The organism is Polaribacter sejongensis, from assembly GCF_038024065.1.
Taxonomy (GTDB): domain Bacteria; phylum Bacteroidota; class Bacteroidia; order Flavobacteriales; family Flavobacteriaceae; genus Polaribacter; species Polaribacter sejongensis.
In genome coordinates, this window is the sequence record NZ_CP150667.1 from 3063123 (window position 1) to 3089567 (window position 26445).

The 26445-nt window shown below is 31.7% G+C and carries 16 protein-coding genes; 6 read left to right on the top strand and 10 right to left on the bottom strand.

Features of this window, described 5'->3' with window-relative positions:
- Positions 1 to 493: 493 nt before the first annotated feature.
- Positions 494 to 1804, bottom strand: coding sequence for a Na+/H+ antiporter NhaA (gene nhaA / locus WHD08_RS12720; protein WP_165731627.1), 1311 nt, complete (start codon positions 1802 to 1804; stop codon positions 494 to 496).
- A gap of 52 nt (positions 1805 to 1856) precedes the next feature.
- The gene (locus WHD08_RS12725; protein ID WP_165731628.1) at positions 1857 to 2288 is read right to left on the bottom strand and encodes an META domain-containing protein; all 432 of its coding nucleotides are present in this window, start codon (positions 2286 to 2288) and stop codon (positions 1857 to 1859) included.
- A 159-nt stretch (positions 2289 to 2447) separates the two neighbouring features.
- On the opposite strand from WHD08_RS12725, the gene WHD08_RS12730 reads away from it, so the two are divergent.
- Genes WHD08_RS12730 through WHD08_RS12740 form a run of 3 tightly spaced genes read left to right on the top strand, consistent with a single transcriptional unit; the run spans position 2448 to position 7009 of the window.
- The gene (locus tag WHD08_RS12730; RefSeq protein ID WP_165731629.1) at positions 2448 to 3785 is read left to right on the top strand and encodes a deoxyguanosinetriphosphate triphosphohydrolase; all 1338 of its coding nucleotides are present in this window, start codon (positions 2448 to 2450) and stop codon (positions 3783 to 3785) included.
- A 45-nt stretch (positions 3786 to 3830) separates the two neighbouring features.
- A complete protein-coding gene (locus tag WHD08_RS12735; protein ID WP_244183313.1) occupies positions 3831 to 6530 on the top strand; it encodes a T9SS type A sorting domain-containing protein in 2700 nt (899 codons plus the stop codon).
- 8 nt (positions 6531 to 6538) lie between these two features.
- On the top strand, positions 6539 to 7009 hold the full coding sequence (locus WHD08_RS12740) for a hypothetical protein (protein ID WP_205860216.1): 471 nt from the start codon (positions 6539 to 6541) through the stop codon (positions 7007 to 7009).
- 52 nt (positions 7010 to 7061) lie between these two features.
- On the opposite strand, the gene dxs is transcribed toward WHD08_RS12740, so the two are convergent.
- Positions 7062 to 8831, bottom strand: coding sequence for a 1-deoxy-D-xylulose-5-phosphate synthase (gene dxs, locus WHD08_RS12745; RefSeq protein WP_208890565.1), 1770 nt, complete (start codon positions 8829 to 8831; stop codon positions 7062 to 7064).
- Between the two features lie 60 nt (positions 8832 to 8891).
- On the opposite strand from dxs, the gene WHD08_RS12750 reads away from it, so the two are divergent.
- The 3 genes from WHD08_RS12750 to WHD08_RS12760 all read left to right on the top strand — a co-directional run bounded on the left by WHD08_RS12750 (position 8892) and on the right by WHD08_RS12760 (position 12135).
- A complete protein-coding gene (locus WHD08_RS12750) occupies positions 8892 to 9050 on the top strand; it encodes a hypothetical protein (protein ID WP_208890564.1) in 159 nt (52 codons plus the stop codon).
- Between the two features lie 15 nt (positions 9051 to 9065).
- The gene (locus tag WHD08_RS12755; RefSeq protein ID WP_165731631.1) at positions 9066 to 9515 is read left to right on the top strand and encodes a nucleoside deaminase; all 450 of its coding nucleotides are present in this window, start codon (positions 9066 to 9068) and stop codon (positions 9513 to 9515) included.
- A 100-nt stretch (positions 9516 to 9615) separates the two neighbouring features.
- On the top strand, positions 9616 to 12135 hold the full coding sequence (locus WHD08_RS12760; protein WP_208890563.1) for a S9 family peptidase: 2520 nt from the start codon (positions 9616 to 9618) through the stop codon (positions 12133 to 12135).
- A gap of 96 nt (positions 12136 to 12231) precedes the next feature.
- Here WHD08_RS12760 and WHD08_RS12765 read toward each other — a convergent pair whose 3' ends face one another.
- The 7 genes from WHD08_RS12765 to WHD08_RS12795 form a co-directional block, all read right to left on the bottom strand.
- Entirely contained in the window at positions 12232 to 14079 is a 1848-nt protein-coding gene (locus WHD08_RS12765) for a family 43 glycosylhydrolase (protein WP_208890562.1), read from the bottom strand.
- 178 nt (positions 14080 to 14257) lie between these two features.
- On the bottom strand, positions 14258 to 16552 hold the full coding sequence (bglX, locus tag WHD08_RS12770; RefSeq protein WP_422894404.1) for a beta-glucosidase BglX: 2295 nt from the start codon (positions 16550 to 16552) through the stop codon (positions 14258 to 14260).
- Positions 16553 to 16605: 53 nt separating this feature from the next.
- A complete protein-coding gene (locus WHD08_RS12775; RefSeq protein ID WP_165731634.1) occupies positions 16606 to 17406 on the bottom strand; it encodes a prolyl oligopeptidase family serine peptidase in 801 nt (266 codons plus the stop codon).
- A gap of 12 nt (positions 17407 to 17418) precedes the next feature.
- Positions 17419 to 18762, bottom strand: a complete 1344-nt coding sequence (locus WHD08_RS12780; RefSeq protein ID WP_208890560.1) for a glucoamylase family protein — start codon at positions 18760 to 18762, stop codon at positions 17419 to 17421.
- 74 nt (positions 18763 to 18836) lie between these two features.
- Positions 18837 to 20249: a RagB/SusD family nutrient uptake outer membrane protein gene (locus tag WHD08_RS12785; protein WP_208890559.1), complete on the bottom strand. Its 1413-nt coding sequence runs from the start codon at positions 20247 to 20249 to the stop codon at positions 18837 to 18839.
- A gap of 20 nt (positions 20250 to 20269) precedes the next feature.
- The gene (locus tag WHD08_RS12790) at positions 20270 to 23368 is read right to left on the bottom strand and encodes a SusC/RagA family TonB-linked outer membrane protein (RefSeq protein ID WP_208890558.1); all 3099 of its coding nucleotides are present in this window, start codon (positions 23366 to 23368) and stop codon (positions 20270 to 20272) included.
- A 250-nt stretch (positions 23369 to 23618) separates the two neighbouring features.
- Positions 23619 to 26414: a helix-turn-helix and ligand-binding sensor domain-containing protein gene (locus tag WHD08_RS12795; protein ID WP_208890557.1), complete on the bottom strand. Its 2796-nt coding sequence runs from the start codon at positions 26412 to 26414 to the stop codon at positions 23619 to 23621.
- Positions 26415 to 26445 lie beyond the last annotated feature (31 nt).

Sequence of the window (26445 nt, forward strand, 5' to 3'; positions counted from 1 at the left end):
AGGCACTCACTTTTTTTATCAGCAAAAGAAAAAAAAGAGCTCAAACAAATGCTTCAATCTGGGCTAAACTTATTTGTATGCTATTTGAGTATAAAGGTTTCTCTTTTAAATCTTCATAGAGATGCTTTAAAATATCACTAAATCTCTAGTGTTTTTAAGTGAACTGAGATAAGAAAAGGTAGTAAGTTAAAATAAAACACGTAAGAGGTTTTATAGTTAAAAATCAATAGAGTCTTGTAGAGGTGATAAAAGTTTATGTATGCATCTAAAATCGCTTTAAAATACAGTTCTATATACCTGTTGAGGTTTGGTAAGTGTGATTTTTGTGCTACAGAAGTCCATTTGCTTTAATAAACGGCAATATGAGTGTAAATGCCTTACTGAATTATTCTGATCAGAAAAAGAATCAGTTTTAGAAAACAAGATGTAATTATATAAAAAAAGAGAAGCCTAAAAGCTTCTCTTTTTTTATAAATAATATTTTAAATACTTACTAAAGTTTAATAAAGTCTTTAACTGGTGCAAATCTTAAAATAAGATAACCAATTATCGCAGAAATAAGCGAGCCTAAAAGAATACCTATTTTTGCAGAGCTAATAAATTCTGGTGATGTTGAAAAGGCCAAACCAGCAATAAAAATAGCCATAGTAAACCCAATACCAGCAATAAATGAAACTCCTAAAATTTGTATAAAGTGAATGTCTGCAGGTATTTGAATTAAATTTAATTTTTTTGCAACTAATATAACTAGTGGTATACCTAGTCCCTTACCTAATACTAAACAGAGTATAATATGGAAAACTAAAGCCATGTCTATATGTACAGAACTATCTATTAACACACCTGCATTGGCAAGTGCAAAAACAGGTATTATAAAATAAGCCGACCAATTGTGTAGGTTATGTTCTAAATGCTGTAAAGGAGATTGAAATTTTTTACTCCAATGCGTTAAGTTATTTACTAATTTTAATTGTTGATTAGATAGTATAGGTTCCTTTAATACAGGTGCACTTTTAATGCTATTGTAAATACCTTCTAATTGAGAAAGAAAAGTAGTTGTTTTTATTTCTTGTCTAATTGGTACAGAAAATGCAATTAAAATACCCGCAACAGTAGGGTGTACTCCAGATTTTAAGAACAATACCCAAACGATAATACCTACAACAATCATCACAAATTTAGAGTAATACCCTCTATTTGTTAATACATATAATAGTGCTATTAATCCTAAGCCTATTAATAATAATGCAACTTGAATAGATTCACTGTAAAAAACAGCAATTACTAAAACAGCTTCAATATCATCCACAATTGCAAAAGCAGTTAAAAATATTTTTAAACTAAGAGGTATACGTTTTCCTAATGTGTTTAATACCGCTAAAGAAAAAGCAATATCTGTTGCCATAGGAATTCCCCAACCTTTAAAGGTTTCTGGGTTTTGATTTAAAAGCATAAATAAACCAACAGGAATAAGTGCTCCACCAACAGCTCCAAATAAAGGGAAAGCTAATTTTTTAACTGTGTTTAATTCTCCAATTAAAATTTCACGTTTAATTTCTAATCCAATTAAGAAAAAGAAAATAGCCATTAAACCATCATTAATCCAAAATAAAACAGATTTTTTTAATTCAAAACTTTCTCCTGAAAAACCAACTTTATATTCTAAAATAGAAGAGTAGCTTTCATGAAGAGGTGAGTTTGCCCAAAATAAAGCAACTAAAGTACATATTAGTAACAGGATTCCGCTAAAACTTTCAATTTTTACAAACTTTTGAAACGGGGTAATAAATAATTTTTTTATCATGAATAATAGCTTAATTTATAAATTTGATAATTGAATGGATACGCATCTTTTTTTAATTCATGTAAACAGCTTCAAAAACTGCTAAAGGCGCTCTTTTACCAACATTTAAAGATAATCTATTATTTTTAATAGTATAATTATCTGTTGAATTAATTGCTTTTAATAATTTAGATTCATCAGTATTATTACAAAACATTCTTGTTGAAATAATTTTTGTGAATTTAATTTTATTGCCTTTCTCTAAAATATACTCGCCATTAATAGAATTACAACCTGCAAACCCGCTAAATCTATTGTCCTTTGTTTTTAAGGTGATAGCTATTTCACGTTTTTGGTTGTCTTCCATTTTAATGTCATTTCCATATAAAGTTTTAAGTTTCCAATATTTTTCTGTAATAGCGTCGTCGTGGTCTGTTACATTTACTGACTTACAGTTTGTTATGGTAGGTAAAATTAGAATAAGAAATAATATTTTAGTTTTCATTAAAAAATTTTCATAAAAATAAGTTAAGTTGAGAACATTTTAAACTTTTTTACATTAAATTTCTCTTAATTTTTTGATAAAAAAATGTTTTTTTAATCAAAACATCACCTCAAAATAATAGTTTGTATTTTTACCAACTAAACTTTATTATTAAAATAAATGAACTGGGAACAATTACTTTCTTTAAAACGTTTTGGCGATACACAAAAACGCCCAAGAGCAACTCAAGATGAAACTCGTTTGGGTTTTGATGTAGATTTTGATAGAATTATATTTTCATCAGCTTTTAGGAGTTTACAAGACAAAACACAAGTAATACCTTTATCAGAAACAGATTTTGTACACACACGATTAACACATAGTCTAGAAGTTTCTGTTGTGGGAAGAACTTTGGGTAGAAGAGTAGGTAAGGTGTTGTTAGAACGTCATCCTAAATTAGAAGAATTAGGATATACGTTTAACGATTTTGGAGCTATTGTAGGAACTGCCTCTTTAATGCACGATATCGGAAATCCGCCTTTTGGGCATTCTGGAGAAAAAGCCATAGGCGAGTATTTTAAAACAGGTAATGGTTTAAAATATAAAGACCTATTGTCTGATAAAGAATATCAAGATTTAATAGATTTTGAAGGGAATGCAAACGGATTTAAAATCTTAACGGAATCTAGAGAAGGAATTTCTGGTGGTTTGCGTTTAAGTTATGCTACACTAGGTGCTTTTTTAAAATATCCAAAAGAGAGTCTGCCAAAGAAACCTACAAACCATATTGTAGATAAAAAGTATGGTTTTTTTCAATCTGAAAAAGAAGCTTTTTTAGAAATTGTAGAAGATTTAGGGATGAAACAAAAGTCTACTTCGGCAATTTCCTTTTATAGGCATCCATTGGCTTATTTAGTAGAAGCTGCAGATGATATTTGTTATACAATTATCGATTTTGAAGACGGAATTAATTTAGGCTTAATTGAAGAGGAGTTTGCTTTAGAATATATGATTAAGTTGGTGAAAGATACTATCGACATTAAAAAGTATCATTCTCTACAACATAAAACAGACAGAATAAGTTACTTAAGAGCTTTGGCAATTGGGGTGTTAATAAACGAAGCAGTTTCCATTTTCTTAGCAAATGAAGAAGCTATTTTAAACGGAACTTTTGAGAGGTCTTTATTAGACAGATGTAAATATGAAGCGCAAATAAAAGATATTATCAAACTAAGTGTAGCCAAAATTTATAAAAGCAAAGATGTTGTAGAAAAAGAAATTGCTGGTTATAGAATTATTGCTGATTTATTAGATGTTTTTGTCACTGCTTTAAATAATAAGTTTGATGGTAAAGAATCTAATTTTGATGATTTGGTATTGAATTTATTACCTGAAGAATATCAAACAGAATCAACAAGTTTGTATCAACGAATTATGCAAGTATGCAGTTATGTTTCTAGAATGTCTGATAGTTATGCGATTAGAACACATAAAAAATTAAAAGGAAATATTATTTAGTAATAAATAATGTAATATTAGAGAATATATTTTTAAAAAATTAATATGAAAAAAAAATTACTAATTCCGTTTATTGTTATTGCTGCTATTTGTGTATTTTATATCACAAATCAAAAGACTAATAATAGCGAAGAATTCATTAATATTACATTAGAAGGTAAATTAAAACCTAAAAATAAACCTAAGAACTTTAGACAGTTATATTCAATTAAAAGAGATGAATATGAGTCAAATATGCAGATAAATCCATTAACGGGAGAGATTCCTAAAGAGGAAAAATTAAAGGAATTAAATACTTCCCTTGGGCTAATGGCTCAAAAAAAACTTAGAAAAAAAACATCAAGTACATATACATCTAGAGGTCCTTCAAATTTAGGAGGAAGAACCAGAGCTTTTGCTGTAGATATTTCAGATACATCTAGTAATACAATGCTTTCTGGAGGTGTAAGTAGTGGTTTATTTAGAACTATTGATGGAGGCTTAAGTTGGACAAAAGTAACGCCATTAGGAGAAATCCATAACGTTTCTGCATTAACACAAGATCCTAGAGAGGGGTTTCAAAATATATGGTATTACGGAACTGGAGAATGGTCTGGAAATAGCGCAAGTTTAGGTTCTGCTTATAAAGGTCAAGGTGTTTGGAAATCTATAGATGGTGGATTGACATGGAGTGTAATTCCTGGTACAGATTCCGATCATACTGTATTTGATAGTTATTTCGATTTTACAAACTCATTAGAAGTTAGCCCTATAACAGGAGAACTGTTCATAGCAACTTCTGGAAGAATTTATAGATATGATGGTGTGAGTTTAAATCAAGAATTAAAGTTAGAAGGTAATTCTACAAGTTCAACAGATTTAGTAATAACACCCAATGGTAACGTGTATGCTAGTTTTGATGGAGGTGCTTCTTTAGGAGGTGTATGGATGTCGCCTACAGGAAATGGCGTTTGGACACAAATTGCACAAAATGGTACGCCAACAGATTGGTCTGCTGCAGGTAGAATAGTTTTAGGTGAAGCACCATCTGCAGACAATATAATATATGCGTTATATGTAAACGGTAATTCAGGTGGTTTAGAGGGAGATTTATGGCAGTACAATGCTACAACAACTACTTGGACAAATTATTCATCTAAATTACCAGATGAACCCGGTAGTGATTCTGATGGAAATGACCCTTTTGCTGTTCAAGGAGGTTATGATTTGGTAGTAACAGTAAAACCAGATAATGAAAATTTTGTAACAATTGGAGGTACTAATGCCTATAAAATAGCAGATATTAGAACTGATGTTTCATTTTCTAGAATTGGAGGTTATGCAAATAACACTGGTTACTCACAATACGAAAATCATCATCCAGATATACATGTTTTAGAATTTGATCCAAACAATAATGATGTTTTTTATAGTGGTACCGATGGAGGAGTACATAAAACACTAGATATTAATGAGGCAAGTATAGCGTGGTTAAGTTTAAATAATAATTATCTTACATATCAATATTACCATGTTACTTTAGATCCTTTTACAGGAAGTAACATTATTATGGGTGGGGCACAAGATAATGGAACTACTATTGGTGGTACACATGTTGGTCTCGCTAATAATACTACAATGAACCAACTTGCTGGTGGAGATGGAGTTGCCGTTGGTCTTACAAGAAGAGATAATAATACAGCATTACAGTATTTTTTAGGGTTTCAACAAGGGGCAATTTATACAAATTATCCTGATGGCTTTAGAGAAATAACACCAAAAGATGCGCCTACGGGGGTTGATGCTCAATTTATTACTTATTACTATTTAGACCCAGACAATACGGATTACTTGTATTATGCTGCAAAAAGTAAGTTGTATAAAACCAATGCCTCTGCTGCTGTAACAGATTCTACATGGACGGATGCTGGGACTTTATCAAATGTTCAAAATTTAAGAACTTTTGCAACAACAAGAGGTACTTATTCTTCTGCTTTAAGTTACTTATTAATTGGTGGAGATAAAGGTGGAGTTTTTAAACTAAAAGATCCAAAAAATCCTACAAGTACACTTTTAGATGCTGTAGATATTACTCCAACGGGTGCAACTACTTCTTCCAATACTATTGTTAGTGATATTGCTATTCACCCAACAAACCCAGATATTGTTTTAGTAGTATATGCAAATTATGGTATTTCAAATATATTTTTAACTACAAATGCTACGGATGAATTGCCAACGTGGACTTTAGTAGAAAGAAATTTAAATGCACATTCAATTCGATCTGCAGAAATAACGGAAGTAGGCGAAGAAACTGTCTATTTTATAGGAACTGCAAGAGGTTTATATAGTTCTACAGATCCAACAAGTGTAAACTGGGAAATGGAGGGAGAAAGTAATATAGGCTTGGCTTTAATTAGTTCATTAGCGTACCGTCCTGCAGATAATAAATTGTTAATAGGAACGCATGGTAACGGAATGTATGAAACAACTATAGAAGGTACACTTTCTACGAACTCTTATGCAAGTGCTCTTCAATTATCATTTTATCCAAACCCAACTAAAAAAGAACTTAACTTACAAAGCAACACATTAGATTTAAGCCAAAACTTAAATTATACTATTTCAGATTTAACAGGAAAGGTTGTTAAAAAAGGAGTTTTAAAAGACCAAAAAATTAATGTAGAGTATTTAAATGATGGTGTTTACCTTATAAATTTAAGTGTTGATGGTAAAAATCAGAATTTTAAGTTCATTAAAAATTAATTAAAAATATGTCTAAAATAAATTTTATTAGTTTCTGTATTTTAATTTTTTTATTAGGATGCGCAAACTCTTATAAACTAGAAAAAAAGCCCGAATTAAATATATTAGAATCTTATTATAAAACAAAAAGTTCTGGTGTTAGAGGTGGTGATTCTGGATACAGTATTTATTTAATGTTAGATGAAAACACAAATCTTGATACTAAAAATATCAAGATAAAAGGGATCTATTTTAAAGATAAATATGCTGATTTAAAAAACCAAGGATTGGGTAAATATCAAACATTTATTAAACAAGATAACAATACAGATAGCTTAGAACCAGTATTTAATTCAAAAAAATCAGTTGAGATAAAAGAAGAAAAAATTCCGTTTGTATTAAAGGATACAGAAGCTGTAATCAGTTATTTGCAAAATGAAAAAATGAAATTCTTTAAAGTAGCCTTAACTAAAAAGAAAACAATGGATTTTCCAATGTAAGAGTTATAAATAAATTTAGATTGATAAAAAAGACGCTTAATAGCGTCTTTTTTTATGTGAATACATTAAACGTACTAGCTAATTTTTCTGCATTTAAACCAAGTGTCTGTTGCAGTTTTAAAACATTTCCATGCTCAATAAAATTGTCGGGTATTCCTAACGTTTTTATTTTCTGGTGATAATTATTTTCTGATGTAAATTCTAAAATAGCGCTTCCAAAACCACCTTTTATCGTTCCATCTTCAATAGTAATAATAGTTTGATGTTTGTCAAAAATAGTATGTAATAAATTTTCATCTAAAGGTTTTACAAAACGCATATCATAATGAGAAAAATTGGATGCATTATCAACCAATTCTAATGCTTCAGAAACATTTTTAGCAATGGTTCCAATTGATAAAATAGCTGTTTTATTTCCTTCTTGTAAACAAACACCTTTTCCGATTGCTATTTCTTCAAAAGGTTTTTTCCAATCGATAATAGTTCCTGTTCCTCTTGGATATCGAATGGCAATAGGTTTTTTTAATCCTAATTGAGCCGTGTATAAAATATTACGCAATTCAATTTCATTTCTTGGGGCAAAAACAATTAAATTGGGAATTAAACGTAAATACGCCAAATCGAAAACTCCATGATGAGTTGCTCCATCTTCACCAACCAATCCTGCTCTGTCTAAACAAAAAACAACGGGTAAGTTTTGCAAAGCAACATCATGAATAACTTGGTCGTAAGCACGTTGTAAAAAAGTAGAATAAATATTGCAAAACGGAATTAAACCTTGCGTTGCCATACCTGCCGCTAAGGTTACTGCATGTTGTTCTGCAATACCAACATCAAAAGTTCTCTTTGGGTGCTTTTCTAACATAAATTTTAAAGAACCTCCCGTTAACATCGCTGGAGTGATGCCTACAATTTTATCGTTTTTATCGGCTAATTCTACTACTGTTTTTCCAAAAACATCTTGATACTTTGTATATAAACTTTTTGCTATTTTTAATCGCTCTCCAGAAATTTTATCAAATTTACCTGGTGCATGATACGTTACTTGGTCTTCTTCAGCTTGCTGTAAACCTTTTCCTTTTGTAGTAATTACATGTAAAAATTTTGGCCCTTTTACGGTTTTTAATCGTTCTAGTTCTGCTAAAACTTTCGGTAAATCGTGTCCGTCTATAGGACCCGAATAATCAAAATTTAAAGCTTTTATAATATTATTTTGAGCCGCAAGTCTTTTATCCGTTTTAACCTTTGTTAAATACTCTTTTAAAGCGCCAACAGCAGGATCGATACCAATAGCATTGTCGTTTAAAATGATTAATAAATTTGCTTTAGAAACTCCTGCATGGTTTAAGGCTTCAAAAGCCATTCCGCTGGCAATAGAAGCATCTCCAATAACCGCAATATGATGTTTTTCTGTTTCGCCTTTTATATTAGAGGCAATTGCCATTCCTAAAGCGGCAGAAATAGAAGTAGAAGAATGACCAACACCAAAAGCATCGTATTCACTTTCTTTTCTTGACGGAAAACCTGCAATTCCACGCAACTGCCTGTTGGTGTGAAAAACATCTTTTCTGCCTGTTAAGATTTTATGTCCGTATGCTTGATGGCCAACATCCCAAACCAATAAGTCATTTGGGGTGTCAAATAGATAGTGCAAAGCGATTGTTAATTCTACAACGCCTAAACTAGCACCTAAATGTCCTTCTTTGGTAGCTACAATATCAATAATAAAATCTCTCAATTCTTTAGCAAGTTGAGGTAATTGATCTTGATTTAATTTTCGTAAATCTTTTGGGTTTACTATATGGTCTAACAAATTCTTCATCTAAAAGCAAAAATACAATTTAACTTTTTGTAATATTGATTTGTAAAAAGAATAGTTATTATGAATAATAAAAATATAGCATTATTAGTAGCAAGTTGTATTCTTATCATTTTAAATATAGTAACCAGTAATGAATATAATTTAGGTTTTTGGTTTCGAATAATAGCAATTGTTTTTGTAATGTTGGCAATTGTTAAAGGATCTAAAATAAAAAAGTAATTTAATTTTAAACGCATGATACAACCTTTTGACGATACCTATTTTATGAAAAAAGCCTTACAAGAGGCCGAATCTGCTTTTGATAAAGGCGAAGTTCCTGTAGGCGCAATTATTGTTTTTAAAGATCAAATTATTGCTCGAGCACATAATTTAACAGAAACATTAAACGATGTAACTGCACATGCAGAAATGCAAGCATTTACAGCTGCTGCTGATTTTTTAGGGGGGAAATATTTAAAAGACTGTGTGTTGTATGTAACGCTAGAGCCTTGCCAAATGTGTGCTGGTGCAAGTTATTGGGCGCAAATAGGTAAAATTGTTTACGGAGCAACAGAACCAGATAGAGGTTTTGTAAATTTAAAAACGACACTACATCCAAAGACAAAAGTTGTTAGTGGAATTTTAGAAAACGAATGTTCTCAGTTATTAAAACGATTCTTTATTGAAAAACGGAATCTAAATTAATTATTGAATTGTTAAACTTTTTGTAAATAAATCTTAAAAATTTGTGAGATAATTTGTTTTAGAGAAACTTTACGTCAACTAATTCAAATTATTTTACTTCATGAAAAAATTCTTACTTTTATTCTTGCCATTTATTGTTGTTTCAACAATTTCTGCACAAGAAACTCCAACCCCTAATTATAGAGCTGCTGCTAAGTACTCGCCAAAAAACTTGGCAAAAATGGTGCACTCTACATCTGTAAGTCCGCATTGGTTAAAAAAAGGAAACCGTTTTTGGTATGCTTATAAAACATCAGAAGGTGCTAATTATTATTTAGTGGATGCAGATAAAAAATCTAAAAAAACACTTTTCGATAATGTAAAGATGGCAAAGTGGTTAACAGAAATCACTAAAGATCCATACGACGCAAAACATTTACCTCGTTTTAGTTTTACATTTAACGAAGCAGAAGATGCTATTCGTTTTAGAGTAACATCAACAGAAGAAGTTGAAGTTATTGATGATAAAAAAGAAGAAAAGAAAGAGGAGGAAAAAGACTCTACATCAACAAGAAAAGATAAAAAAGAAAAGTCTAAAAAACCTAAAATGGAGAAAAAAGTCTACCATCTAGAATATAAATTAGGTGGAAATGGCTTAACAATTATTGATACGATTAAGAAAGAAAAAGAAGATTGGAAAAAATGGGCAAACATTGCACCGGATAGTTCTATTGTTTTGTATTCTAAAAATTACAATTTGTATTGGATGGATAAAATAAACTTTAAAAAGTTTATTAAAGACAAAAAAGATAGTACAGTTGTAGAAAACCAATGGACAAAAGATGGTGAAGAAAATTATGCTTACGGACGTGGTTCTAGAGGAGATAATGTTGATAAAGAAAAAAACAAAGACAAAAAAAATGGTGTTGGTGGTATTTGGTCTCACGATTCTAAAAAGTTTGTTTTTCAAAAATCTGACTCTAGACATATTAAAGACTTATGGGTAATTAATTCTACAGGTAAAAAAAGACCAACCTTAGAAACCTATAAATACCACATGCCAGGAGAACAAGAATATTATAAATCTGAATTACTAATTTTTGATATTCCAACAAAATCGCACGTAAAAGTACCTTTAGATACTATTAAACAACAAAGTATTTCTGTTTTTAGAGCACCAAGAAAACAATCTAGTAGAGACGATGAGTTTAAACCTACTTTGCTTTTATCTAAAAAAGGAAAAGTATATTTCAGTGTTATTTCTAGAGATCGTAAAAAGTTTGATATAAATGTTGCTGATATTAATACAGGAGAATATAAAACTTTAATTGAAGAACGTTTTAATACCTATATAGAATCTCGTCCGTTAATTTTATTAAATGATGAAAAAGAAATGTTGCACTGGGCAGAACGCGATGGTTGGGCACATTTTTATTTATATGACACCGATGGAAACTTAAAAAATCAGGTTACGGAAGGCGATTATCATGTAGCTAATTTTGAAGGTTTAAATGAAAGTACAAGAACTTTGTATTTCTCTGCAAACGGAGTTAATAAAGAACAAGATCCTTATTATGCGCATTCTTATAAAATCAATTTAGATGGTACGGGAATGAAAAATTTAAACCCTGGAGATTATACATCTAACACAAGTATGTCTGACTCTAACAAATACTTTATAAGCAACTTTTCTAGAGTAAATACTGTACCAAAATCGGAACTTAGAAATGCAAACGGACGTAAAGTAATGGATTTAGAAACGGCAGATTTATCACAACTATTTGCGTCAGGTTACAAGTTTCCAGAAACTTTTAAAGTAAAAGCAGATGATGGAATTACCGATATTTACGGAGTAATGTATAAGCCTTTTGATATGGATTCTACAAAAGTTTATCCATTATTAGAATATGTGTATCCTGGTCCACAGACAGAAGCGGTAAATAAATCTTTTTCTTATTCTATGGACCGTGTAGATAGAATGGCGCAAGTTGGTTTTGTGGTAATTACCTTAGGAAATAGAGGAGGACATCCAGATAGATCTAAATGGTATCATAATTATGGTTACGGAAATTTACGTGATTATGGTTTGGCTGATAAAAAGTATGTTGCACAACAATTGGCAAACAAACATAGTTTTATTGATATTGAAAAAGTAGGAATTTACGGTCATTCTGGTGGTGGGTTTATGTCTACAGCAGCCATGTTAGTGTATCCAGATTTCTTTAAAGCTGCAGTTTCATCTGCAGGAAATCATGATAATAATGTGTACAATTCTTGGTGGAGTGAAACGCATCATGGTGTAAAAGAAGAAATTGATGAAAAAGGGAAAAGCTCTTATAAATATAAAATTGATGACAATCAATCTTTGGCAAAAAACTTAAAAGGACATTTAATGTTGATCCATGGGGATATGGATAATAACGTAAATCCTGCTGGAACCATAAGAATGGCAAACGAACTAATTAAGGCAAATAAACGTTTTAAATACATGATTATGCCAGGACAAAGACACGGTTTTGGTAATATGACCGAATATTCTTTTTGGCTAAGAGCAGATCATTTTAGTAAATATTTATTAGGTAAAGAAGCTACTGATGCAGATATTATGTATATGAATTTAGACAAACCAATGAATAAGTAAAACTATTTATTAGTTTATCAAAAGTAAAAACTCCGAATGAAAATTCGGAGTTTTTTTATGTTTTAGAGTATCTAAAATTATTTTGTTTGCTATAATTTATTCAGCATAAGTGATATCACTCTTTACTGAAATTCCATTTTCACTAAATGCTTCTATAGTAAAATAATATGGTGTATCTCTGTCTAAAGAACGCATAAAATGTTCATTTGTATTGTAGACTTGCCATGATTGATATAATTTATCTTTTGCAATTCCCCAACGGATATTATAACCCTGAGCACCTTTTACCGCATCCCAAGAAAAAGAGACATCTCTACGATCTGCTTCTCTTTTTACTTTGAACCCTGTAACTCCTGTTGGCTTATCTTCTAGTCCTAATCCAAATACTCTAAACTCGGACATTGCAAAGTTTGCTCCAGGTACTTTTACATTGTTATAACGTACAAATTTTGCTTTTACAGCTTCATCTAATACAATGTAAGCATTTGGTGTGTCTCTTTCGCTTGTGCTTCTATCTACAACGGTTTGCCAGTTAATACCGTCCATAGAAGTTTCAATAGTAAATTGATGTTTTAATCCTTCGGTACGTGTATAAATTCCGGATTCATGGTCATGGAAATTCAATTGAAAAGCATTGATATTTCCAGGTTTTAGCATTTCAATGGTCAACCATTGTTTATCATCATTGGCGTCTGCAACCCAAAATGTTTTAGGATCTTCATCTGTTAATACTTTAGAAATTATCTGACCATCAGCATTTTTTTCTAAAGGTAATTCTGTGACTTCTACCGCATCATCATCAGACGTAAATTTCTTTATCTGCATTAAGGAAGAAGAGACGGTAGCAGCTCCTTTATAAGACAATAACATCCAACCATTGTGTTCTCCTGCTTTTGTAGGATGATTCGCTCCAAAACGCGGATAATCACCATAAGATGTGTTGCTATACATTAATCCGTCAGCATCAAAATAAGTAGGAAACATACTTAAACGACGTTCCCATTGCGAATTAGAGGCAAGCGCCATGGTTGCAAAGTGCCAATATTGCCCATTGGTTTGTTTTACCGTTATTCCGTGTCCAGCACCATTTGTAAATCCGCCTGGTTTAAAACTCATTGGGTTGTTTTTCATGTATTTAAATGGTCCCAATGGAGTATCTCCAATATAAACTCCATCTGCATACACATTAAATTGTGTGCCAGGTGCTGCATATTGTAAATAATATTTTCCGTTGTGTTTGGTCATAGAAGCGCCTTCCATATAGCCTTCCTTTAAGGTTGGGTGAAAGTTATTTTCACCAAAACGTTCCCATCCATGTTTTTCTTCATCGAGGTTAAACAATTCTTTACGAACACCTGTTTCTAAAAAACGATCGTCCTTATTCAACATTTTTACTTGAAGTGGATTCACATTAGAAGAGCCCCAATACAAATAGGTTTGTCCGTCATCATCTATAAATAATTCAGAATCTTGAATGTCTGTAGATATAGAAGCAGTTGGTGTCCATTTTCCTCCTTTAGGATCATCTGTGTAAAGAATGCTTCCGTAACCAGCAGGATTACCTGCAAAATACACCAATGAATCCTTGTAATTAAAAGCTGTAGGTGCGTTACTACCTTCAAAAAACCATTGTTCTGGTTTAATAAAATTCCAGTTTATCAAATCGGTAGAATGCCAATAACCAAAAGAACGCGTTACAAACATGTAATACTCTCCTTTAAATTCTATAACCGCTGGATCTGCACCAGAACGGTACGATTTATTTTGCGTTGAATTATACACCATATAGGTATAATCAATATCTAATGGGTTGATATAGGTTTCAAGCCTTTTTTTTATTTCTGATGCTTTCTTGGTATCAGAAGTTTGTGCTGTATTCTGATTTTTTTCATTATTACAAGAAAAAAGGAATACTAAAGTGAGTAAAAAAAGTAGTTTTTTCATGATTTATAATTTAGTGCGTGTTCAAATTAATTTTCTCTTCTGAAAATTTCATTCCCAAGTTACTAACCTAAGATTATGTTACAATCTGACAAGTAAAAACCACACAAAATAATAAGAATAGGGAGAAACTTAAAAATTATGTGTGGCATAAAATTGTTATTATTTAATTGTGATGTTTTTATTTAGTCAATTCAAACTCTTTCATCATTTTGGTGTCAGAATTTGTTCCTACAAAAACTTGAAATTGTCCTGGTTCTGCTACAAAATCTAATTCTGAATTATAGAATTTTAAATCTTCAACAGAAATTTTGAACGTTATATTCTGAGTTTCTCCTTTCTTAATTTCTACTTTTTGGAAACCTTTTAGCTCTTTTACAGGTCGTGTTATAGAACCAACAAGATCTCTTATATATAATTGAACAACTTCTTTTCCATCGTAATCACCAGAATTAGTAACCTCTACAGAAACATTAATTTCGCCGTCCATGTTTATAGAAGTGGTATCTAATTTTAAGTTTTCATAATCAAACGTAGTGTAGCTTAATCCATAACCAAAAGGATACAAAGGCTCGTTACGAACATCGATATAGTTACTTTTAAATTTCTCAAATTTACCTTCTGTATTTCCAAGAGGTCTTCCTGTATTTTTATGATTGTAAAATAATGGTACTTGACCTACATTTCTTGGAAAAGTAGCTGTTAATTTTCCTGAAGGATTTACGTCTCCGAATAATACATCAGAAATTGCTAAACCAGCTTCACTACCCGGAAACCATGCGTTAAGTATAGCAGGTACATTTTCATTTTCTTCCACTAAAACTAAAGGTCTTCCTGTAAATAATACTAAAACAATAGGTTTTCCTGTTTTTAACAAAGCATTCAATAAGTCTTTTTGAACTTGTGGAATACCAAGATCAGTTCTACTACTACTTTCTCCACTTAATTCGGCAGATTCTCCAATAGTTGCTACAATAATATCAGACTTCGCAGCAATTTTAAGAGCTTCATCTAACAATTGTTTGTCTGTACGTCCATCTCTAGGAATCCCTTTTCCGAACATAGTAGCACGTTGTTCTAATTCTAAGTCATAATCGATGTTACTTCCTTTTGCGTATAGCATGGTTGCTTTATCGCCAATAACCTCTTTTAATCCGTCAAAAACAGAATTTGATTTTTCTTGATCTGTAGCTACACTCCAAGTTCCAGCCATATTGTTAGCTGCTTTTGCTAATGGACCAATTAAAGCAATTGTTCCAGATTTTTTAAGCGGAAGTAATTGATCTTCATTTTTTAGCAATACCATAGATTCTGCAGAAACTTTACGTGCAAACGCTTTGTTTTCTGGTGTAAAAATTTCTGTTTTAGCTCTATCAAGATCACAATATTTATAAGGATTGTCAAATAAACCTAATTGGTATTTTGCTGTTAACATACGTTTTACCGCAGTATCAATTTCATCCATGGTTACCTTACCATTTTCATAAGACTCTTTTAAAGTTTTTATAAAAGCAGCTGGAACTGAAGGAGAATCTCCTGCCATATCCATATCTACACCTGCTTTTAAAGCTTGTTCCGAAACTTGATATTTATCTCCAACACCATGTGCTATCATTTCATAAATACCCGTATAATCAGTTACTACAAAACCATTAAAACCCCAATCGTCTCTTAATACATCTGTAAGTAACCACTTGTTTCCAGTTGCCGGAATTCCGTCTATTTCGTTAAAGGAAGCCATTACAGAACCCACTCCAGCATCTACTGCTGCTTTGTAAGGAGCTAAGTATTCATTATACATTCTATTACGGCTCATATCAACAGTGTTGTAATCTCTACCTGCTTCAGAAGCACCGTAAAGTGCAAAGTGTTTTACACAAGCCATTAAGGTGTTATTTGCTGATAAATCATCAGATTGATACCCATTTACCATAGCTACAGCAATTTTACTTCCTAGATAAGGATCTTCTCCATTTCCTTCAGAAACGCGTCCCCAACGTGGGTCTCTAGAAATATCAACCATCGGAGAGAACGTCCAGTTAATTCCGTCTGCACTTGCTTCTGTAGCTGCTACTCTTGCCGTTTTTTCAATCATTTCCATATCCCAAGAACTAGAAAGACCTAAAGGAATTGGAAACGTTGTTTTGTAACCATGAATTACGTCCATTCCAAAAATTAGAGGAATTCCTAATCTACTTTGTTCTACAGCAATTTTTTGAACTTCATAAATTTTTTCAGCAGTTTTAATATTGAATAACCCACCAACTTTACCTTCTTTTATACGTTCCCCAACATCAGTTCCTTTGGCTGTTCCTGTTGTTATATCTCCAGAAGTTGGTAAATTAAGTTGCCCAATTTTCTCATCTAAGGTCATCAGTTCTAGAATTGAATCTATTTTTGACTCGAATGGATTTTCTGCTGTTGCTTTAGAACTTGTACCTGTATTATTGTTAGAATTACAGCTCGAAAAGATCATTGCTATAATTAGAATACCTGTTATTTTTAGAATAGATTGTTTTGTCATTTTTTTTATTTTGAATTAGAGAAAAGCCATGTTAATAATTCTGGTTCTGCTAAAGCAGGATCCCAGCTGTTGTGATTTGCAAAATCATAGAGTGTAAATCTTGGAAATCCGCCATTTTTAAGAATTGCAGATACCATATTTACTGATAAATTCGGGTCTACAACATCATCTTTTGCTCCATGAAAAACCCATAAAGGTATAGATTTGGCATATGCTGATACCGTTTTTGGATGTCCGCCTCCGCAAATAGGAATGGCTGCTGCGAACATTTCTGGTTTTCTATAGATAATTTCGAAGGTTCCCATACCTCCCATAGATAAACCCATTACATAAACTTGATTGGTTTTTACATATGGTTTTTCTACCATTTCATCCATCAAATTCATTACCAAACCCATTGCTTTGGTTGGTGATTTCTTGTATTTATATTTAAACGTAATTGGTTTTGTAGATCGATCTGCTTTTAACTTAGCCCAATAATCATTTTCTGGACATTGTGGAAAAATAACGATTGCAGGAAATGAATCTCTTGTCGTTTCATTTAAAAATAAATCGCTACCATTTGCTAACTGTTTTTTATTATCGTCGCCTCGTTCTCCTGCTCCGTGAAGAAACAATACCAACGGATATGTTTTGTTTTTAGAAAAGTTTTTAGGCAATAATACTCTGTATTTAAGCGTGTCTTTCTGAACAATATGTGTTTTGTTTAGAAACAAACTTTCAGACTTTTTTAATTGCTGTGCGCTCATTAAAAAAGACATCACAAAAACTAAAAAGAGTGTTGTTATAAGTGTTTTTAGCTTCATTTTTCTTACTTATTAATAGGTGAAACCAAGTGCATCTAAACCATTTTGTACATCACTATTTTTCATGAATAATCGCCATAACAAACCTGTTCTGTGATTTTCTATCATTATAGGAATAGGACCTTGATCTATTGCAAGATATTTTTCTATGTACCAATTATCTTCAAGACTAAAAGCATCATAAGGGCCGTATTTACCAACAAGACTATCGTGATTTTTATAAATGTTTCTTAAAACATTCATGCTTTCATTTGGTGTATATGGAAAAGAAGATAATGCTGCAGTTGGTGAAATTACACCAAGATCATCACCCGGTCTATGTCCATGATAACCATCTATGGAATAGCTAGAAGTTAAGCCCCAAAGATCCTCTCCGTATCCTTTAAAATTAAGTGGATTATCGACTGCGTATTTGTAATGAATTTTAGCTTGATTTTGTGTTAGTGTCCAATAATTTGCATATTGATCTGATAAATTTCTAGGATCTAAACCTAAATAGGAGTAATGCGCCCAAAATAAAGGTCCAACCAAATCTGTATCATTATAAAAATAGTTTAAAACGATGTTTTCATCATAATAGGTTTTATTAGAAACAATAGCACCATTTTTAGCCCATCCCTGTTCATAAACAGATTTTTTTATTGGGTGTGTTGGTGATGCCGCGGCAAGCACATACATAATTAAGCATTCATTATAACCTTGAACGGGTAAGTTCATGTCCCAACCATATTCTGGCGACCAATGCCAATACAAAACATCTTCTCCGTTTTTGGTGTACCAGTCCCATTCTACAGTTCTGTAAAGATTATCGATTTTAGAAACCAATTCTTTTTCCTCTACAGTATTGCCATCAAAATATTCAGAAACAGTTAATAAACCTTGAATAAGAAAAGCTGTTTCAACCAAATCTCCTCCATTATCTTTTTCACTAAAAGGCTGTACTTTTCCTGTTTCACCGTTAATCCAATGTGGCCAAGCACCATGAAAACGATCTGCTTTGTCTAAAAAATCTACTATTTTTTGAAACCTTAGAAGTGCTGCTTCTCTCGATATAAATCCTCTTTCAATTCCTACTAAAATAGCCATCAATCCAAAACCACTTCCTCCAGTAGTTACGGTAGTTTTAGGCGATTCAAGATACACATTATCCATATGTATTCTTTCGAGTGCCAAACCTGAACTAGGTTCTGCTCCTTCCCAAAAATAATTGATAGTTTGCTCTTGAATACGATCTAAAAGAGCATCATCAGAAATAAAGTTATCCTCTACAACGGTATCTGTAGTAGTTTCTTCTTTTTGCTTATTACAACCAAATAGAGCTAGTGATAGTATACTTATTAATAGAAAATTACGCATATATAACATGTTCTTAAATGATACATTAAATTTCAGCTATACTTAAAAATAATAAGCATAGCTGAAATTGTAGATTACTCCCATCCTGGATTTTGTGTCATTCCTGGAGTTTGTATTAATTGATTGTAAGGAATTGGAAACAATTCGTGTTTACCAACAACAAACGTTTTACCATCTGCAGCCATTGCTTCTTTAGCTTGTCCTGTTCTAACAATATCAAACCAACGGTCGTGTTCCATCGCTAATTCTAAATGTCTTTCTTTCCAGATTTGTGCTACTGTAGGGTTGCTAATAGAAGGTAAATTTACTCTGCTTCTTACTAAATTAAGTGGTGTTGCAGCATCTTGACCAATATAGGTTGCAGCTTCCGCTTTTATTAATAGAATTTCTGCATAACGAAGTATTCGTATGTTTTTATCTCCATCGTCTGATCCTGCGGAAGCAGTAGAATATGCTTTTTCATTATACCTAGGGTTTTCAACTTCAAAAACTTCACGACCATCCCATAGTGTTTCACCTTCAAAAATAATAGAAGCATTCATTCTAATTAGATCACCTTCTGCTTCGAAAGCTTTTACAAGTGTTTCAGATGGATTGTTATATCCCCATCCCCAACCGTCAGCACCTCTGGCACCTTGAGTTTGAGAATATTGTTGCACACCATGAGCTATAGATTCTCCTCTAGCTTGCACCTCAAAAATAGATTCTATACCATTTTCTGTGGAAGCTCTCCATAATTCTTCATAATTTGGATGCAATCCATATTCTCCAGAATTAATAACATTTTCTGCCATGTCATATGCTTTTTGCCACTCTTCTTCATAAAGGTAAACTTTAGATAAAAGTGCTTGAGCAGCTCCTTTAGTTGCACGACCTAAATCTTCTGAAGCATACTTACTTTTAAGAGGTAATTTTTCTATAGCGTCTAATAAATCTGCTTCTATATAAGCGTATACATCTGCTACAGGTTGTCTTTCAACTAAATCTACATCTTGTAATGGTACAGCACCAAAAGATCTTACTAGCCAAAAATAATTTAAAGCTCTTAAAAACTTCGCTTCACCCACTAATCTGTTTTTTACGTTTTCATCTGTTAGACCATAATTTTCTGTATAATCTATAGCAATAGTCGCTCTGTTTATAGATTTATACCAATTTTGCCACATAGAAAGAATTGAACCTGCACTACTTGTATAGGTTAAGGCATCTAATACGTCTTTATCACCCCCAGTATCGGTAGAAGAACTACCTTTATCTGAATTGTCAGATATAATTTCTGTTATTCCAAGATAAGAAAAAGCATAATCCCATTCGGTTAACATACCGTAGGTACCATTTACCATTTCTTTAGGCGTTACTGTTTCAGTATCGTCTTGCTCTAAACGATCTTTACTATCAACATTTAAATAATCTTCACTACAAGAAACAGTAGTGAAAAGCAGTCCTATAGCAAATAGAATCTGTATATTTTTAATATTATTTTTCATGATAATTATTTTTTAAAATTTTATAAATCGATGTTTACACCAAATAAGAAGGTTTTAGTGTTTGGGTATGCAGAAAGTTCTATTCCTGCTGCTCCACTTGCTCCTGCAGAACCAGATGAACCAACTATTTCTGGAGTAAAACCAGAATATTTAGTAAACATAAATGGGTTTTTAGCAGTTGCATAAACTCTAATTCTAGAAACTTGATTCATTAGTACTGGTAAAGTATAACCAATAGTAATATTGTTGATTCTTAAATAATCTCCATCTTCTAAATAATAACTTGATGCATAAGAGTCTTTACCTGCTCCTGGGTTTACGTTGGTAGATCCTTCGCCTGTCCATCTATTTGCAAATGTATCATACGCTATGTTTTCACCACCGTCTATGCTCGTTCCTTTTAATCCATTATAAATTTTATTTCCTCCAGCTCCAAAAGCATCAATAGCTAAGTCAAAACTTTTATAGTTTAAACCTACATTAAATCCGAAGTTGTAAGTAGGAATGTAAGAACCGAAGAATTTTTTATCATTATCATCGATAACACCATCGTTATTTTGATCTTTATAACGTAAATGTCCTGGAGATGGAGTACCGTAATGTGCATTGTTATTTATTTCATCTTGGTTTTGCCAAACACCATCTGCTTCGTACATCCACCAAGCATAAATAGGTTGTCCTTCTTGTAATTTCTTTGTGATTTGACCGTTAGATAAACTACCTCCGGTTTGACCATCATAAGCTGATTTTACATTCTCAACATTATTTTTATTATCAGAAAACACAAAACCTAAATTGTAAGATAAATCTTCAGTGATATTATCTCTCCAGTTAAATTCTATTTCATAACCTTTGTTTAGCACCTCAGCTCCATGATCATAATAATTGGTTCCTTCACCAGAAGTGTAAACGGGAGTTACATTTAGAATGGCATTTTCTGTGTTTCTGTTGTAGTAGTTAAAACTACCAGATAATCTTGAGCTATACGCCTGAAAATCTAAACCAACGTTTGTTTCTTTAGTAATTTCCCAAGAAATAGGGTAGATAGAAGCACCTAAAGCTGCACCGTACACTAAATCTTGATTCGCCCCAAATACGTAATTTACATTACTACTTCCGGTAGCGGTTGAATATGTTGACACATTAAAAGGAACATCTGAATTTCCTAATTTACCCCAACCTACTCTCATTTTTAAGAAATTTAGGTTTTCTATATCACTTAAAAATGATTCTTTAGTTAACACCCAACCTGCACTAAAAGAAGGGAAGTTTCCAAAATATTCTGTATTGTTATCATTATTGAATGTGCTTATACCATCTCTACGAATGTTTGCTTGAAGAAAGTATTTTTCGTTGTAGTTATATTGCAACCTTCCATAATACGATAATTGATTTGTAGGCGTAGATGAACTTTGTTGTGACGTTTGTTCATAATCTTCAGAAGCAAAGTTGATGTTCCAGTATTGTTCTTTTTGTGGTACATCATAAGCAAGTTGATAAGTGCTAAACGTATTGTTTTTACTTCCTTTTGTAAGACCTGCTACCACATTAATGCTGTGATTACCTATTATTTTGTCGAAAGTTAAATAGTTATCCCAGTTGTATCTATAGCTTTCAGATCTACTAAAAGATAAGTTGTTATCTGCATATGCTGTAGTTGTTGGGTTTGCTTCTTTTAAAGCATTAAAATCAGCTTCATTTTGCCCTGTATTTGTAGTTAAATACTGAGACTTAATATCATTAAAAGATCTTGATTTGTAGTACGATTTAGTACCTCCAAAACGAGAGTTTGCTTTTAAAGAACCTGTTATCTTAACCTCTAAATCAAAAGATCCTTGTAAATCTGTAGTTTCGTCTTTTTGATTGTTATAATATACAGTTGCCAAAGGGTTACCTATAGAGTTTAAACGGCTGTTACCTTGGTAACCAACAATTCCTGTATTCGTATTCCAGTTAGATTGACCAAAAGCACCATTATCATAGTACGCAGGCACTAATGGAGATTGTCTGTATGCTTCATTAAAGGCATTAAAAGGTTTTGGAGTTCCTTTTGAAATTGCAGCACTAAAGCTTTGCGTTAATTTTACCCTGTTTTCAAAAAGGTTGAAGGTATTGTTAGATCTTAACGTATTTCTAGTTAAGTTTTGATCTTTTAAAAGTCCATCTTCATTGTAATTATTTAAACTAAAGAAATAATTTGTATGTTCATTAGCTCCTGAAATAGAAACATTATTACTATTAGATAATCTAACGTCTGTTAACTCATCATACCAATCTGTATCATTTGCTTGGTTCGGTGATAATAAATCTGTAGACCCTAAAGATGTACGAACTTCATTAAAGTAAGTAATGTACTCTGAAGCATCTGCCATTTTTACTGGGTTCAGCGTACTCGTTGCTCCGTAGTAAGAACTTAATGAAACTTTAGCTTTTCCATTCTTTCCTTTTTTGGTTGTAATGAATATAACACCGTTTGCAGCATCCATACCATAAATAGCAGCTGAGGCAGCATCTTTCATAACATCCATTGTTTCAATATCAGAAGGGTTTATGTTACTAATACCACTTACTTGTATACCATCTACAATATAAAGAGGTGTTGTACCAGATGCGGCAGTACCTAATCCTCTTATCATTACTACAGGATCGCTACCAGGTGCATTGGTGTTAATAATATTTACACCAGACAATTTTCCTTGTATAGATTGTGTTGCGTTTGCCGCTGGTTGTTTTAATAAATCATCTGATTTAATACTAGAAACAGCACCTGTAAGATCTGATCTTTTTTGGGTACCATAACCAATAACTACAATCTCATTTAGAGATTCTACGTCATCTTCTAATGAAATATCGATAACATTTTCACTATTTACTGTTACTGTAATTTTTTTAAAGCCAATGTAGCTAAATGTTAATTGTTCACCTTTATTAACGGTAAGAGCGTACTTTCCATCAAAATCGGTTGAGACTCCGTTGCTTGTTCCTGCTACAGCAACGCTTACTCCTGGTAAAGGAGTACCTCCATTTTTACTTGTTACAATACCATTTATTTCCATTTCTTGTGCAAAAGCACCTAATGAAAAAAACAGTATTAATAATAGACTAATCTTTGTTTTCATATTAGTGTTATTAATTATTAAATATTCAGTTTATTCGGTAGACTAAATTATAAACTATTATTAAATAAATTAAAAAGAGCTTTACATTTTAAATACGTCACTAAATGCACCAAATGTTAAAAATCATTAACAAATCGCGGTTGACGTACTTTGTTGCCCTAAATAAAACGTTGTAGTTGAAGGTGAATTTAATAAATGACGTATAGATGACGTAGTTATTAATTGTGTATTAGGTAAAAAAAGAAGTTCATTATTTGATATTTAACAAATAATCAGTGATAGAAATGTCATTTTCTAAATTTAACTTCTTTTTTAACCTATATCTATGCGTTTCTACACCCCTATGAGAGATATTCATTAAAGGTGCAATTTCTTTTGAAGAAAGATTCATTTTGATGTAAGCACATATCTTTAAATCCTTTGGAGTAAGTTTTGGGTGTTTGGTTTTTAAGATTTCGAAAAACTCATCATGAACTTGACTGAAGTTATTTTCGAAAACAGCCCATTCATCTTTAAGTACAATAGAATTATCTAATTTTTTCAACAATTTTTTAAAGTTGTACTGACTATTAAACCCTTCTTTATGCCCCATCAGATCTTTTTTAATTTCCTCAAGGATTTCATTTTTCTTCACCAAAGCCATCGCATTATTGGCTAGCTGTTTACTTTTAAGCTTAATTTCTTTTTGCAAAGATTCATTCTTAAACTCTACAATTTGTTTTTCGTTTTCTAAGGTCTTTTCGCGTAGTAATTTTTCTTGTTCTTTTTGGTACTTGATTTTTATAAGACGCTGTTCTTTTGCTATTTTTTTATTTTGCAAAACATATAATAGTACAATAATTAAAAGTGCAATAATTGCGTATAGCAAGAACCCAAAAGTATCTCTATACCAGGGTGGTAATACATCTATATGTAAATTTTGAACAGTTGATATATTTCCTGAATTCCCTTTTGCTCTAAAGGAAATTGTATATTCTCCGTCTTTAAGGTTAGGGAACTCTATTTTATCGTTTTCTGCTTTGTACCATAAATTACCGGTGTTAGATATTTTGTATTCAAAATAATGGTTTAAGGACTTTGAAGAAGACAGCGCTACCGTAATATTTTCATTAAAATTAAAACGGACTTCATTGTTTTTAATCTTAGATATATCAATAGGAATTCCATCTACAGATATAACTTCTATTTTTGGCTTTTGTAAACGATTATTAGAGGCTGTGGTATTATTAATCATCATAAAACCATTGTCTAAATTTAAAGCATAAGCAGAATCATTTACTTTAGATACATTTTCGTAACCTATAATGTATCTGTTTTTTAATTGATCATCACTTAAAATGAGTAGTTCGTCATCATTAGAGAAAGATTTAAAATTAATAAAGCCATGATTGTTTTTCAGTGCAAAAAGATTCGTGTCATCTTCAGATATTATATAACTATGCTTTCCTAACTTATTATTAAGTAGTTTATAAGGAATAATAGAGTCTAAAATAGGTTCATATTTCTGCCAACCTTCACTTGTTTTAAAACTAATATTGTTCTTAATATTATAAACCCTTATATTATAATTAGAGCTAATACCTTTTTTTTCATAATTCTCTACACTACGTATGGTTTCATAATCTTCATCAAACTGAATCTTATAAACGCCTTTGGTTTCATGTGCAACCCAAGCTGTGTAAGAATTTTCAAATACTAAAAAGCGAGAAGGTATTAAGGCTTTGTCAAACTGTTTTACAGTCCACTCTCCATTTTTCTTTTCAAACTTTACCAATCCAGAATAGGTACCTTGAATATAGGTATCATTTCTTTCAGGAACTTTCTTTATCGTCCAGCCTCCAGTAAAATTAGAGATTTTTTTAAAAGTATTCGTGTCTACTAAAAAAGTTCCTTCATTATGACCACAAAAAAGCTCATCACCTATAATTGTTAAATCCCAAACCTGACCTTGCGAACCTTCTATAAACACTAATTGATCATTAGCATCAAGTTTAAAAAGCCCAGTATTAGTTCCGATATAAATAACATCCTTGTATTCAATAATATCATAAACAGCACCGAGTTTCCCAGAAACATCATTAAAGAAATAATTACTACTGCTTAGTTCTATATGAGCAATTCCATTATCTAAACCCAACCAAAGGTTGTCTGAATCATCTAGTGCTTGACCCAAAACAGTATTATTTAATAAACCATTCTCTTTACTGATATGAAATTTTAAGTTCCCTAAATGATCCGTTAAGAAAACGCCGTCTTTTATAGTTCCGAAAACCATTTCTCCATTTTTTAGAATAGAAAAATCATTAAGTTGATGTAGTTTAATGGCTTCATTTATCTCAAAACCGGTAGGAATTAGCTTTCCTTTCTTTAGAAAAAAACTTCCTTTTAGAGAGGTCATCAACAGAAGCTTATCTTCATATTTGTTGATAGATATGATTTTAGTATCTAAAAGCAAGTCATTAGAATAAAAAGGTGCTAGTTTATTGTCTTTAAGTAAGAAAACACCTCCATTTAAAGTACTTACATATAAATCATCGTCAATAGCACTAAGTGAAATAAGTATGGAGTCAGACTTTAATTGTGTAATGCTCTTATAATCATATATATAAATATTTAAGAAAGAACGAAAAATTATTTTGTCTTTATATTTTACAATACTCCATATTTCTTCATTAGGAGAAATCTTGTTAAGAATCGTGTCACTTAATGATTGGTATTTAAGGATTCCGAAATGATCTCTTTCCCAAAAGCCAAATTCTTCGAACGAACCTGTGTAAATGATATCATCTACAGCTAAAACTGATCGAACGGTTGTTTTATTAGGTAATTGATACAGTTTCCAAACCAGCGCATTATATTCTAATAAGCCACTATTATTAGCAACATATACTTTGCCGTTTTCAGTTCTTGTAATGTCCCAATTTTGGTTACCAGCTTTGTATTCTGCCAGCATATAGTTTTTTAGACTAGGAGAAAATTGAGCATTTACAGCTGTTATAAATATATAAAAGAAAAGTATGCTTAAAATTTTTAAATGTTTTGTCATTACGATTCGTTAACTAATTTGATGTGTTTAT